Genomic DNA, 13601 nt, shown 5'->3' on the forward strand with positions numbered 1-13601 from the left:
CGGCCACACTTACTATTGATTCAAGAAACGTGTTACACGGCCCGAAATGGACTGACCAATTTCAAAAGCGTAAGTCGCTACCACCACCTTATTAGACTGCGTCAGTGCTACATCTTCAAGAATGGTATGGGCGAGCGCCTCCTCAATCGAAACCCAGCCCTTCTTCGCATAATTTAGATCCAAGTTACCACCAGCATCAAAGCGCGCAATAACAGTTGCTGCCTTGGCAGGGAACTCCATTGAATTGGCGATTCCATTGGTAATTATTTTTCCGTCTTGCTGCAAGACGCACTTATGCCAACTAAGGTTTCTCAAAAAATGAGAGAACAACGGCTGCCCCTGATTAAATACTTTATTAAAGCTGCCACTTTGGTTAAATACGACGATCAAGGCTGAATTCGCGCCTGAACTACCGACAGCGATCACCCCGCCGTCAGGCTTCAACGTCATTGAGTTAACTGACAGCCACTCACCGCTTTTGGAAATGATCACCGCGCCAGTCTTGGCATCTCCAAATGAGATGTCATCAGTACCGTTCGGATTACAGCGCATCACATAGGCATCAAAATACTCGCCTGGCTGCTCAGAAGCGACGCTGCCACAGATCAGTATTTTTAGATCAGGCTGAACTTTCACACCGTTAACATAAGTTGCGCGCCCCACATAATTAGGCACATCGACGAATCTAAAACCAGTCCCATTGAAACTTCTGTCTAAAGAGCCATCAGGCCCCAGACATAGCACTAACACTCTCAAGTCATTGAATTTAAAAAAGACAGTACTGACCAGTATGATCTTGTCACTCTGCAACTGACTATGAGCCCCACCGCTGGCATTTTTCGCCATGGCGTTGTCACCCGTCCTTTTCTCATAATCCTGACGAGATATGAATTTGACGCCTTCCGCGGCTTCAGAGCCGATAAAGTCAACGATACGGAAGATCGCCTTACCTCTCACTCCAAAAGCTTCATTAAATTGACCGCTGCTTTTCAGCTTCACAACAGCTAAATCTGGATCGTCATCTGTCCCCTTAGTAACTTCACCGGTAATGATCCATCCATTGTCTAGAGGATAGATCGCCTGCGGAAAAAACCAGTCGCTTCCATCTAATGGCAGGTCAGCGACCCCCTCGAAGGCAAAAGTCGTATCTATATCCCCTTTCTCATTCAACATGACAATTTTAGCCGGAGCTCCCTCAGCAGGGCTTGCTCCCACCGCAACCAATAGCCTGTTGTCAGGTAAAGCATAAACAGCGGTTGGAACGGCACCGGATACACCGGGGAATGGCAGGACCACCTTGCCGTCGCCGCCGCTGCCAAAGGACGGATCCAGTGTGCCCGGTTCTGTGCTTACTTGTGTATTCACCATTGTCTTGCTCCATTAGAGGTTTCTGAAAGTCCGTTTATGGACCACTAACCCCAGTAGAGCATCTGATGGCACTGCTTACAGCCTGTAAAAAATGATAGTCCTGATGTCTTTACGAGACACAGTAATGACTTATCAAACCAGACCCCAAATAAGCACCGTTACTTTCAACGGGGGGCGGCAACCTTCTTTTTGGGCTTCAAATACTTGATCAACCCCTGAAACCAGATCACCAGCGCCGGGTTGCCCTTGATCTGAATCGACTTGTCCTGAATCCCCTGCATAAACGCCAACTGCTTGTTCTTCGCCTGCATCGTGGCAAAGCCATACGCCGCGTCTTTAAAGGCAATCGCAAACGCAGGCTCGGCATACACACCGGACTTGCTGGTAATGCGCTGATCCTTCACCACGAAATGCCGCGCCACCTTCCCGTCCAGGGTCTGTAGCTGAAACACCAACGCCTTGTCACCCAACTGCTGCTGAAACGCAGGATTAGTCCGACTGGCCTTACCCATCAACAAACCCAGCATCCACAGAAGAAAACGAAATTTCATGCGCACAGCCTCAAAAGAAAAATGAACGGCCGGCGCAGTGTAGCCGCTTCAAGCCAGAACGCCACCATCGGGTTGCGTTAGAAGAAGATGAGCTGCTTTTCCCGCATGATGACCACCAAGTCACGCTTTCCCGCCTCAACCTTGATCGTTCACACGCTCCCGCGTGGGAATGCATCCCGTGACGCCGCGTGTCACCTCCCACACCCGCCCTACACCTGAAGAAACACATTTCTGTAGGAGTTGCCGAAGGCTTCGATCTTTTGATCTTGATGCCCTCAAACCTCTCGGACATTTCCTTCAAGACGCCGGGCTGTCCGTGAACTAGGCGACTTTGGCGTTCACCGATAACCTCTATCCGTCACCGCAAAAATCGGTGATTCGGACGTGCAAGTCCGATGGAGTACACATTCGGTTATGGCAATTCATCGAGCGTTTTCCTATGCTCGCGAATCGTTATGGCTGCTGTGTATGGGAGACCTTCGGGTCTGCCGGGTGACTCCACCGGTCTTGCACACCTATGCACAGCTGCCACCTCTTTCGAAGTGCACGCGAAACGGTGTCAGCTCCTTAAATTTTGGAGTAACACTTTATGTTCAAGCCAACACCGAATCCCCCAGAAAACCCAGCTACATCCCCCTACGAATCCTTAGATTCCAGAAAACTCCACGAAGCCGCCGAACGCGCCCTCGACCACCATTTCGCCCCACCCCCCAAAGAAAAACCCAAGCGCAAAGGCAAACTCTTCACCGTCTCCCCCGACATCGACACCGAAGCCCTCCTGGCCAACGCCTCAGAAGACCTGAAGTCCATCAGCGCCATCGCCGCCGACCTGGCCGATGACATCGAAGGCACCCGCCGCTCAGTCGCCCTGGCACTCAGCAGAATGGCCGATGGGGTGCAATTGTTGGTGGAGCGAGCGCTGGATCATATTGATTCGCCGAATCCGGCGGAGCATCGGGCGAAGGCATAAAGGGACGCAGAAAGAGAAAGGGGACATTAAGTCCCCTTTCTCGATGATCTCGACTCACCACTGACAGCCTGTCTCCGGGGGCAAGTCCATATTGCTATCGTGCTCGAAAATGTATCTCTTACCGGATTTGTAGTTGGTATAGACCATGGCGTAAATCAGAGCACCTTGACTGACCATTGCATAATCTCCAGTGACCAGACCTTCGGACACTTCAATCCATTTTGTTGTGAACTGAGAAGGCCGATTCGGATCTAGAACCTCCTCCTCGGAGTCTTTATAAACGAGAGAAATAACCTCCTTCGATTTACTGTATTTGACGTTCGCGCCGCCCCATTTGGCGACCGAATCGTAATAGGTTCTGAATTCGAAATTGATGCTTTTACCCTCTTGCGAGCGGAAGCAATAAACCTCCGTTGTGACCTCACTGCGAGCCGCCAGAGGAAAGAGGAACAACAGCGCAACAAACAACACTTGCATTGATTTCAATCCGATCATTCCTTTAATGGTTCAGAGGTAGCTGAAAGCGCATTCGCACAGTGCAAGAAGCGAAGTCTTCCCGGAACACACGTTCGCTCATTTCACAGTGCCCATCAGAGTATTGCCTCCAAAGCGGATCGTCGAAATCAGCCCCTCCCAATCGCTGCATAGAGGCCACCAACCCTTTTTCCCGGTTCTCCCCAGCCATGACGGATGCAGCTTTGTAAAAACCATCAATTGGCACGCCAGTCTGTAGAGAAACCAACTCACCCAACCGGGCATTGGTTGTTTGCACCAGACACCCAAGCCTTTCGATGGGCGCCTCTGCGCCGGGCACAGCGGATTGATAGATATCCTCGCAATAAGCCTCTTTGAAGCGCACCCACTTCTTCTGCACATCGGTCAGTTGTTTCTTGTCGGCTGGCGCCAAACTGGCCAGCGCCTTCTTGTATTGCTCATTCAACAAGGCATCGACTTTCTCGAAAGTCTGCTGACCGCAAATGATCAAATCGCGATTGGTGAAGCTGTCGGGGTTGCAGGCTTCCTGGGCATGCGCAGGAACTAACAAAGCAGCCAATGATGCACCTGCGACCAGCTCAAAGAGTGTTTTAAATTTGATCATGATTCGGGTACTCCAGCGCTACGTTCAGCCACCCGCGAAGGAATCTTCGAAGCTTTTCCCACACCAGACATTCTCGATGCATATTGCTTGTATGCCGCCACCGCTCGCTCTTTATCGTTCACAGCCCAATAGCTATCAGCGAGATTCAGGTAAGCAACCGTCCGCTCTGGATTGTTCGCAATCACCGCACTCAGCAGCTCAATGGACTCACGGTGGTAACCCGCCTCGCCCAGTAGAAAGCCGAGATCGTTGGACCACCCAGGGCGCTGCGGATAGTAGTACTTTCCAACGATATAACTTTCCGGAGAGCAGGTGTCATGCTCGCCACCACCCATCAACGCATAACCCATCACATCCTTGAAGGAACTGTTATCACCCTTTCGGAAGGCTTCCAACGCCATATCCAGTAGGTCAGCCGAATCGACGGTCATCAGTTTCTTGTAACCGCCCTGAGGAGCGCCAACGAGTGCTGCCTGCAATTTTTGAAGGGCTTCGAGCCCATCAAAAGAAGCAAGAGTGACTGAGCTGAATGTCTCAGCGGGCAGCTCCGCTACGCTGACAAGCGATCGATCACAGGAGTCGTTGTTGGTCACCAGCAGCACATCTTTCAGCTCAAACTGCTTTGAGTTTCTATTGAACGCGAACAACAGATTGAAGTTGTAAACCGCGTTTGCTTCCTCGTTGGTCACCAGTGCAATGTAGTCCCCCGCCTCAACGAACCGCTGCTTAACCAGAACCTCTTCATCCTGTGTATTAACAACCGTCATGGCACCAGACTGACCTTTGAGAACCCGGACACTAAAACCATCCAGAAGATCAGACGAGTACTGACTCTTGATCAGAGGCAGTGCCTTGGACGTATCGAGCAATATGTCCTCACTGCGCGCTTGCACCGGCGCGATCAGCAATCGGTGGAAAGCCTCGTCCGCATCCCCCGTCAGCACAAACACGTTTTGGCGTGATGCGTCACCCAGCAAGCTTGCCGGGATTTCCTTGAGGACTTGTGGCGCAGCAAGCGCGGGAGAGCCCGGCACGTTGACGTAGCAAGCTAATGCGCAGAGAAAGCCCTGCAAAACGCGTTTCACTTTTTTCAATCCTTGATATTCAGATGGTATCCAGATAAGCCATGGGAGAATCTGGTCTACTAGGCGTCAGGCTCAGGTGCGCCGCACTTCAGTTCTTTGATTTGCTCATTCTGAATCGGAATCACGCAGGCGAGACGCTTCTCTCCGTCCCCACGAAGCTCGAACAAGCTGAGCGTCAGGTGTAAACCATCGGCAGCAAATGCATGATCCTCAAACAACGCACTGGCATAGCCATCCCAAAACGATTTGCCGTCAAAACTGCAAAACCGCTTGGAGGAAAGCACTCTCCAACCGCCGTTAGGCGCCAAAATCTGAACCGTCAAACAAGGGCTGCCAAAGGTGCTGACATAACGCGCCACGACATCGCCGAAGCGCTTGGAGCCGGACAGGAACACCTTGTTGAGATCAACCACATTACCCGGCTCATCAGCGACGATAGTGTCCAGATAAGCCGCACGCTCCAGGCTCATTCTGGCCATGCAGTTGTTGATAGTCGTAACATGCAGCGCCACACCGGGCTCGCTTTCCGTGGCCTCGAGCGGGCACGTGGTGTCGCGCAGCTTGATCCACGCGCGCTGGGCCTCTCTGGCCATCGCCATCAACGCCTTGCCCTGTTCAGGGTCGCGCCGCTGCTGAGACTCGAACCGCGCTAGCAGTTTCTTGTAACTAGCATTGAGCTGTGCGTCGGCTTCTTTGCGTGCCGCTTCCACGCACAGATCGATCTGCCAGCTCACGGTGGTCTCTTTGCATTCGTCCTTGGCCATCGCGATGGAGGCAAACAGGCATCCAAAGGACAACGCGACACAGCGCACAAACATATTCAATTTTTCATTCCCTGAATTACAGATCGCTCAACTGCACGTTGCGGAATTTTCTGCGCCTTGCCGTCGGCGCTCATCGCGTCGCGGTATTGGCTGTAATAGCGCTGCGCTTCGTCTTTGCGACCAAGGCGCCACAGTGAATCGGCGATGTTCAACATCAACACTGTGCGTTTACCGACCGCCTCAACGCCTCGATAAAATTTCAGTGCAAGCGCATCGTTACCACCCTCGGCCAAGTAGAAACCCAAGTCATTGAACGCCTGAACATTACGCGCCGGGGGATGACACGCCATGTAGGACTCCGGACTCAGAAAGCTCAGGCTCCATTCGATGGATTCCGCGCGGGACTGCGCCGGCTCGATGTCCACGGCATGCCTCAACAAGTCCTTTGGGGGGTTCGTCTCCAGGACGGGATTGAACACTTCACCGTCGTTGGAAACCCACTGATTGCCCACCCATTTACCGACACAAAAGCTGGCAGAACGCTCAGCCAGCACGCAACCGGTCTCCATCGAGATCACATCGCAATGCTGTTGCGACACCAGTTTTTCTTCACCACTCTCGACCGACAACATGCCGAAGCTCACCGGGTCGAGCACCAAGGTTTTCTTGTCAGGACTGAGCAAATCGGGGTGTGCATCGGCGCCAATATCGGGGCCGAAGAGCGGGAAAGTTTTGCCGTTTGCGGTGAACCAAGCGGTCGCCGACTCCACACCGGGCATCGTCCATTCTGTCGCCCGAAACGTCACTGTGTGCCCGCCGACACCGACTATTGGCAGGTCTTGGGCAAAGGCTCTGGCGGCAAACAGGCAGCCGAATATCAACACCCACTTAAGGCTGGCCATAAACAATCCTTTTCACTGCAGGGCTTTCCGATTGCAGTTGTCTCTTCGTGACGCCATAAGCCTCGATGAGCCCTTCCCAAGAACCTTTCGAACCAAACGACCGATAGCTATTGCTGTAGCTGTAATGCTCTAACCGTCCGGCCGTCGAGTAATAACCGCGCCATTCAGGGCAGGATCCGCACCCGCCATAACCGCCAATTGAAACCAGGCTGCCCGTGGTTCCTTTCACGCAATCCATCGCCACTACCACGTTACTCAGCATCTTCGTCTTCGCACCGTCGGACGTGAGCTGTGAAACCTTGTCGATGTTGCGCCGAAGCACTTTGCCGCCGATGTTGATTGTCTGGTCGGAGCAGACCGGGATTACGTGGGTTTCAGTGTCCTGCACCGTCACGGATCGACAGGACGACACCAACACCACTTCAACGCCGTCACACTGCATGACATCGCGTTGGGTGTAGGCATCCGAAGGCGCGGCGAAGGCTGGAAACGAGAGCAGCAGCGAAAGGCTGCCCGCGAGAAGACGCTGATTCATGGAAAATTCCCTTTCACCGTTAACTGGAAAATAAGTGGACCGATTTATATACCGACCTCAACAAAAGCCACCTCACAAATCGCCCCCCTTTATTTTCTACTTCAGAACACTACGCTCCTTTGCACGCTCAGGAATTTTTTGCTGCTTACCGCCTGCGATCATAAGCTCGTTATACGTTTTATAGTTTTTCGCGGCGGTAGCTTTGTCGCCTTCCGACCAATATGCATCTGCAGTATTGAGATAGGCCACAACTCGTTTCGGATTATCGACAATGACTTTTTCCAACAACCAAATAGCATCATCATTGAATCCGGCCTGCTGCCAAAAATAAGCAATATCATTGAAGCTTTGCTGGTCACCACCTGAATAACCATTGCCAGCTACATACCTCTCTATAAAACCTCGTTTCGGAAAACTCACGAACACTTCTTTATTTTTATAAAGCCGAGATGTTGCATTCCTAAACTCTGTCAGAATCTCACCCTTCAGGCTCGCAACAGTTTTCTCTACCAGTTTTTGTTTCCGCATGCAGTCTTCAGTTGTACAGGCTTCCGCTGCATCTTGTTCGATGACTGAGTAACAGTAAGGTTGCGATGACTCAGAGGTACTTGGTCCCTTCTGCAAATAAACAAGTAGATCCTGATTTGTTTTTAGTGCTTTACAGTAGGGTACCGTTCCGAATGAGTCAGGAACACCCGATTTATTTTTTACAATATCTACCGTACTTACAACCTTGCTCGCCTCAAGAGTTTTAACTTTTCCATCCTGACTGACAAACCAGAAGCTATTCTCTTGAGTAGTGCAGTCACATTCACAGCTCAGCACATAATCTCCACTTCGGATGTCCCACCTGGACTTGGCTACACCGTGAGACCCACAATAATTCTCTGCAATGGCCACAGAGCAAATATTGGTATCCGCATCGCATGCGAGCTTTTTACCCTCACCCCACGCTGAAGACACCAGCAATATAATTACATATAACCAACGACTGTTAAAACTCAAAAATATCTCCTTGGACAACGAACAAAGCGAACCAAACAAAGGGGATAGGTTTATTTATCGAAAGTTAAATCTACCCCCACAAATAAATCCGCCCCCCTTTTTACGCAACTTCTTGATTTCTCGTAGGAAAAAGTGGGGATTTCTCAGGGACAGATCTATTTAAGGCCGATCTACTTAAGATCCACGCCAAGTTCAAAGCCGTCGAGCCAAACAAATAACCCCCCCTTTGCTTTCCTTTTAATATTACTCACCAGGCCCATAGCCACACTGCCCATCGCTTAAATCCGGCGGATATTTCTTATCACTGTTCTGATACCAGTCAGACAAAGAACGACTGAGGCAATATGTGGTCTTTTGCTCATCAAAATACAAAGCGATCATTTCATCCGCCATTGCGCCGCGATTAGGAAGGTATAACTCAATCTTATACAAAACATCAGGCATGGAGGTATTTCTTGACTCATTTATCTCTGCCGCACCTTTGAACTCACAGGGCACGCCATCGAATAGCGAAAACAAAGTGTCATTAGAATATTTATATACCGAGCAAATTTTCTCGTCGCTTTTTGGAGATATGAAAACCAAATACTCACTCCCCCATTTCAAGACACCCGCGTTTTCAACTTCTATTTTCTCGACGACGGAGCTATTTCTTTCCGATATGGCGCCCAGCACTGCACTCGGAAGCTCAGTAACCTTTGCAAGTTTTTCAACCGCATTGGCATAACCACTACCTGCAAAACTCAACCACACAAAAAGCAATATATTTTTCACGATGGTTTACTCATTGAATAGTTCATTATTACGGTCTGTCGCGGAGTTGTAAAAGTTTCCGAGACTGTAGCTTCAAGCGAATCGCTCAAATAACGATATATGTATTTCGCATAAGCCTGCCTTTCGTGGTAACCATTGCCACCGCCGTTAACCGAAACAGAAACAGCACCTACAATTTCAGGAGTGATTCCTTTATCACAGGTGCGATTGATATTTATAAGACCTCCAGCGATTTTAACGACTCTTGACACCCAATAGAATCCACCGCTATCGCACGCATTGTAAGGTACACTCTCTACGAGATACGGATCGTAACGTGGCGACCAGCGCTTCGGAATACCAGTGACAACAGCTTGGCCATTCTGCGTATGAACAGGATCTTCCCAATAATGGGTAGACGTAGCTGTAATCCTATCATCGTGATAATGATTATTTCCTGGTGCGGGAAGAGATTGTAAAGTCCTATACTCCCCGTACGACTCATAGTTTCCAGCCCATGTTAACTGCATGATACCGCGGCCAAAAAAAACAGTGTAATACTGTGCCTTCGGAATATTGGGATTAGGATGCCCGGAGCCGTACTCATGAACTACTTGCCAGCGATCTGTCTCCAACATCGTCTGAGCAAGAAAATGGGACTGCCTTAAAGTACTTGTAATATTGTACCTCATAGCTGTCTTATTTAGTTCTAAATAGTACTTACTCAAGCGGGTCTTCGCCCGAGCGTGTGAAATTTGAAATGGGCTATTTTCGCCTCCTATGTGGACAGCCCATGTACTGCCCACATGATCATAAAAATGGTACTTCGGGACCGTGTATGCAATCTCATCCAAACTGAGCCATGAACACTTTCGGAAATATGAAATAAAAGCTTTGGGTGGAAAATGCCAATGCTTGCTTTCAATACCTGGAATACCTGCTTCCTCCCAAAAACCCAACGCTTGTTGATGAGCTTTTAGCTTTTGATATTTGTCCTGTGGCATTGGACCGCCGTCACATACTTTCTGCAACCAGCCGTAGCGTACATCGAAATCGTTTTTGCTCCATTCACTTGGGAATTTACAAATAAGGTGACTAATCTTTTCTTGTACTTCTGGATTTTGCAACCTTCCCTTATTTAGCTCTCTCTCAGCAACATATCTTTCCGACAACCTTAGCTGTTCTTCTGGAGAAAGTCCTGCATAGACAGGAGATGAAGCTATACTTACCGCATCGATTGAGTCAGATACTACCTTGGCTGCATCTAGATTCAATAGGCCTCGAATGAATGGCGACTGACAATGACTATCAGAGTCAGTATCATCATCAATAAGTCGCCATCCCATCCAATGAGGAAAGTCAGCATCACTAAATTTGGTAACTGTCAGATGATTAAAATCCACCCATCCTACTTTACTTGTCTCGCCAGCCTTTCCGGGGAATTTTATTTCCCTCCAGTGAGCCGCGTCGGAAGGTTGAAGTTCATCATTGCCTAAAACTCTACCGAACCGCAAAAGCTCGTACCCAGCACTAGGAGACTGCGGGTATAACTTCTTGGACTTCTTATAAAGATTATATTCATAATCGATCTCTTCCTCTTGCACTCCTATCTCCACACCGGAGCGTGTAAAAGAAGTCAATCGGCACTGTCCTTTTGCATAACTCATACGGACAAAAAAGCCATCTTGAAGCTCTAAAGCCACGGCCCAATCATAACCATCAACCAAAGGAGTTGAAGATGGTGAAGATGAGGGCGAGCCACCCTCTTGAATCGGCGCAGGACCGGCGGACATTGCCGGGCATTGATAAATTATGGAAGAACCATTCTGTGAACTAACACGATCATTCGGAGCACTTTGATAAATTCTAACTTCCGGCGGTATAAAAAAATACATATCCCCCCAACAACTATCGACCCTTCCGCTCGCAGTCTGATAGTTTAAATCTCGTACATCTCTACCAGTAAGATTCGCGATCTGACCTTGATCAGCGATTACTTCAAAATGAATCCTTCCTTTTTCACCATAAATACTTCCTGCTTCTCCAACAGAGTCTTTACGATAGATCACTTTACCCTTTTGCGGACTAGCCAAGTTAATTTTCGAGAGATGCATATAAATCGAATAAAAAACAACTTTCGCTTTCGCACCTTCACCTATCTCCGTCTCATGTTTAATAACAACACAACCGTCATCAGTCCATTTATCACGATATCGCAGCGGGTGATTCGGATCATTGCTCTCAGGCGTTGGATTGCGAAAGTACGCTAACGTCCCATCAGAAATAGCGCGAACGGGCAAAACACTTTGACCGTCCTGCGGAGCGACCAGGTGAATACCTCCATGCCAGTTAAGATCAAAGCTCAACGGATAACCGCCATCGCCAGGAATACCGCCAACCATGGCACGCGCCAGGAAAGCCTCGTCGGTCTCTCCCGCAACTGGAGCTGGAATAAAGGGAGGGCTAATGATCATTCAAAAAATTCCTTGTTCATATTGACGCTTGTCAGTCCGTTCATAGCGAGAAAGGGTAATCGACAGTTGGCTTAACCTTCTCAGGCACCGCATTCCCCAACGCCTGATCCATCAAACTCCCCACCTTATCCTTATCCGCCGCCCCCGGAAGCACCGGTGGCTTAATCCCAATCCCGGTCCCACTCCCAGCCGACCCACCAGCATTAATCTTCACCACCGGCCCAACCACGGTAACCCCACCCGCATCGAGCTTGATGAAACTCCCACCGGCCTTAACCGTGAGCTCCATCCCAGCCTCGATAACAATCTTGTCCCCAGCCTTCAGGTGAATCTCCTTCCCGGCACTGGTCAGCTGAGCAGTCCCCAGCTTGATGTGCTGGTTCTGCCCCACCGTCAGGTGATCATCCATCCGCGCTTCAGTCTTGCGGTCGGCAATCGTGGTGCGATGTTCTTCGGCCTTCAGCTCGGTGTAGGTGTTCTTCACCACCGTGTCGTGGCGTTCATTCCCCACGCGAATCTTCTGGTCGTGCTCGATGTTTTCATCCCAATCCCGCTGGGCATGGATGAAGATCTGCTCCGCCCCTTTCTTGTCTTCAATCCGCAGTTCGTTGTACCCGCCGCCCCCCGGTGAGCTGAGGGTTTTGAAGACGGTGCGGGTTTTGTTCGCTGGCAGGTCGTAGGGAACCTGGTTTTCCTTGTGGTACAGGCAACCGGTTACCAGCGGTTGGTCGGGGTCGCCTTCGAGGAAGGTGACGAGTACTTCCATGCCGATGCGCGGGATGGCGATGGCGCCGTAGCGGTCGCCGGCCCAGCTCGATGAGACGCGCATCCAGCAGCTGGTTTTGTCGTCGGCCAGGCCTTCGCGGTCCCAATGGAATTGCACTTTGATGCGGCCGTATGGGTCGCAGTGGATTTCTTCGCCTTTGGGGCCGGTGACCATGGCGGTCTGGCTGCCGAGGACGCGTGGCTTTGGGTGTTCCAGGGCCGGGCGGTAGAACACGTTCCACGGGGTGGCGAGGAAGCGGTTGCGGTAGCCCTGGTGGAAGTCGTCTTTGTTGTCGGTGGTGTCGCTGGTCACCGCCTCTTCGAGCACTTGCGGCTGTTTGCCTTCATGGACGATTTCGGTGAGCAGCCAGAGGTCGTTCCACTCGGTGCGCGGGTGGTCGGAGATTTCCAGGAAGTGGCCGCTGACGAGGGTGGTCTGGTCGCCATGGCCTTCGGCTTGCTGGTAGTCGGCGCGGTGGCGTTCAAGGGCACGTTGGCTGAGGAATTTGCCGCGGGCACGGTCGAGGAAGCGGCCGGGGTAGTCGTAGTCTTCGAGGTCCGGTTCGGTGCTTTCGCCGTCGGGTTTATAGCCGGCTTCGAGTCGCAGGTTGGGCTTTTCGAAGTCGTAGTCGCGGCGGGTGACGCGGCCGGTGCGGGTTTCGAGGCGCAGTTTGAAGCCTTTGATCACCGGCTCGTCGGCGACCATGCCGCTGCCTTGCACGTAGGCGGTGGGCTGGCCGAGTTTGGGGAACACGGTCTGGTCGTCACCGAACACCAGCAGGTGGGCTTTTTCGCTGTGCTGGAAGTGGTAGTGAATGCCTTCCTCTTCGCACAGGCGCTGGACGAAGTGCAGGTCGGTTTCGTCGTATTGCACGCAGTAGTCGCGGTCCGGGCACGGCTGGCTCAACTGGAATTTGTAGGCGTTGCCTTTGATGCCGTGTTCTTCGAGGATCAGCGCGATGATTTTCGGCGCCGACATCTGCTGGTAGATGCGCTGGTTGGTGCGGTGATGCAGGTATTGCAGGTGCGGCACCAGGGAGACTTTGTAGCGGGTCAGGCGCTTGCCGGCATCGCCTTGGGCGACGCGGTAGATCTGGCCGTGGATGCCGGAACCCTTTGGATCGAAGGCCAAAAAAGCCTGCTTGTGCAGGAGCTTTTCCAGGTCCAGGTCGGGGTTTTCACTGACCAGTTCCAGGTAGAAGCGATACGGCTGGCTGATGCCTTCGGTGCCGGTGAACGACAGCACTTGCAGGTCGCCCACATAGTCTTCGACGGTCAGGCTGAAGTGCGTTTCGTTAGCTGAGTTGAACATTGCTTGCTCCCTGTTCGG

Annotated in this window: 13 protein-coding genes; 1 reads left to right on the forward strand and 12 read right to left on the reverse strand. The window is 51.2% G+C overall.

The genetic code is table 11. From position 1 onward, the window contains the following. Nucleotides 1–12: 12 nt before the first annotated feature. Both PSH64_RS29470 and PSH64_RS29475 read right to left on the reverse strand, forming a co-directional pair. Nucleotides 13–1368 (reverse strand): hypothetical protein, encoded by a 1356-nt coding sequence (locus tag PSH64_RS29470; RefSeq protein ID WP_305479384.1) that lies wholly within the window; start codon nt 1366–1368, stop codon nt 13–15. Nucleotides 1369–1532: 164 nt separating this feature from the next. Then, complete coding sequence (locus tag PSH64_RS29475; protein WP_305479385.1) at nt 1533–1919, reverse strand: helicase; 387 nt, start codon at nt 1917–1919, stop codon at nt 1533–1535. A gap of 589 nt (nt 1920–2508) precedes the next feature. On the opposite strand from PSH64_RS29475, the gene PSH64_RS29480 reads away from it, so the two are divergent. Next, complete coding sequence (locus PSH64_RS29480; protein WP_305479386.1) at nt 2509–2889, forward strand: DUF6124 family protein; 381 nt, start codon at nt 2509–2511, stop codon at nt 2887–2889. A 54-nt stretch (nt 2890–2943) separates the two neighbouring features. Here PSH64_RS29480 and PSH64_RS29485 read toward each other — a convergent pair whose 3' ends face one another. The 10 genes from PSH64_RS29485 to PSH64_RS29530 all read right to left on the reverse strand — a co-directional run bounded on the left by PSH64_RS29485 (nt 2944) and on the right by PSH64_RS29530 (nt 13583). After that, on the reverse strand, nt 2944–3366 hold the full coding sequence (locus PSH64_RS29485; RefSeq protein WP_305479387.1) for a hypothetical protein: 423 nt from the start codon (nt 3364–3366) through the stop codon (nt 2944–2946). Between the two features lie 22 nt (nt 3367–3388). Beyond that, nucleotides 3389–3988 carry a lysozyme inhibitor LprI family protein gene (locus PSH64_RS29490; protein WP_305479388.1) on the reverse strand — a complete coding sequence of 200 codons (600 nt, stop codon included), beginning with the start codon at nt 3986–3988 and terminating at the stop codon, nt 3389–3391. Next, nucleotides 3985–5073, reverse strand: coding sequence for a M48 family metallopeptidase (locus tag PSH64_RS29495; RefSeq protein ID WP_305479389.1), 1089 nt, complete (start codon nt 5071–5073; stop codon nt 3985–3987). Before PSH64_RS29495 ends, PSH64_RS29490 begins: the two co-directional genes overlap by 4 nt. A 59-nt stretch (nt 5074–5132) precedes the next feature. After that, nucleotides 5133–5891, reverse strand: a complete 759-nt coding sequence (locus PSH64_RS29500; protein ID WP_305481219.1) for a lysozyme inhibitor LprI family protein — start codon at nt 5889–5891, stop codon at nt 5133–5135. A 2-nt stretch (nt 5892–5893) separates the two neighbouring features. After that, nucleotides 5894–6739, reverse strand: coding sequence for a type IV pilus biogenesis/stability protein PilW (locus PSH64_RS29505; protein ID WP_305479390.1), 846 nt, complete (start codon nt 6737–6739; stop codon nt 5894–5896). Beyond that, complete coding sequence (locus PSH64_RS29510) at nt 6726–7274, reverse strand: hypothetical protein (protein ID WP_305479391.1); 549 nt, start codon at nt 7272–7274, stop codon at nt 6726–6728. Before PSH64_RS29510 ends, PSH64_RS29505 begins: the two co-directional genes overlap by 14 nt. Before the next feature lie 96 nt (nt 7275–7370). Beyond that, the gene (locus PSH64_RS29515) at nt 7371–8279 is read right to left on the reverse strand and encodes a type IV pilus biogenesis/stability protein PilW (protein WP_305479392.1); all 909 of its coding nucleotides are present in this window, start codon (nt 8277–8279) and stop codon (nt 7371–7373) included. 243 nt (nt 8280–8522) lie between these two features. Then, a complete protein-coding gene (locus PSH64_RS29520) occupies nt 8523–9053 on the reverse strand; it encodes a hypothetical protein (protein WP_305479393.1) in 531 nt (176 codons plus the stop codon). After that, nucleotides 9050–11506 carry a M23 family metallopeptidase gene (locus tag PSH64_RS29525; RefSeq protein ID WP_305479394.1) on the reverse strand — a complete coding sequence of 819 codons (2457 nt, stop codon included), beginning with the start codon at nt 11504–11506 and terminating at the stop codon, nt 9050–9052. The genes PSH64_RS29520 and PSH64_RS29525 overlap by 4 nt, the downstream gene beginning before the upstream one ends. 40 nt (nt 11507–11546) lie before the next feature. After that, nucleotides 11547–13583: a type VI secretion system tip protein VgrG gene (locus PSH64_RS29530; RefSeq protein ID WP_305479395.1), complete on the reverse strand. Its 2037-nt coding sequence runs from the start codon at nt 13581–13583 to the stop codon at nt 11547–11549. Between the last annotated feature and the right edge of the window lie 18 nt (nt 13584–13601).

Source organism: Pseudomonas sp. FP1742 (assembly GCF_030687145.1).
In the GTDB taxonomy this organism is placed as follows: domain Bacteria; phylum Pseudomonadota; class Gammaproteobacteria; order Pseudomonadales; family Pseudomonadaceae; genus Aquipseudomonas; species Aquipseudomonas frederiksbergensis_D.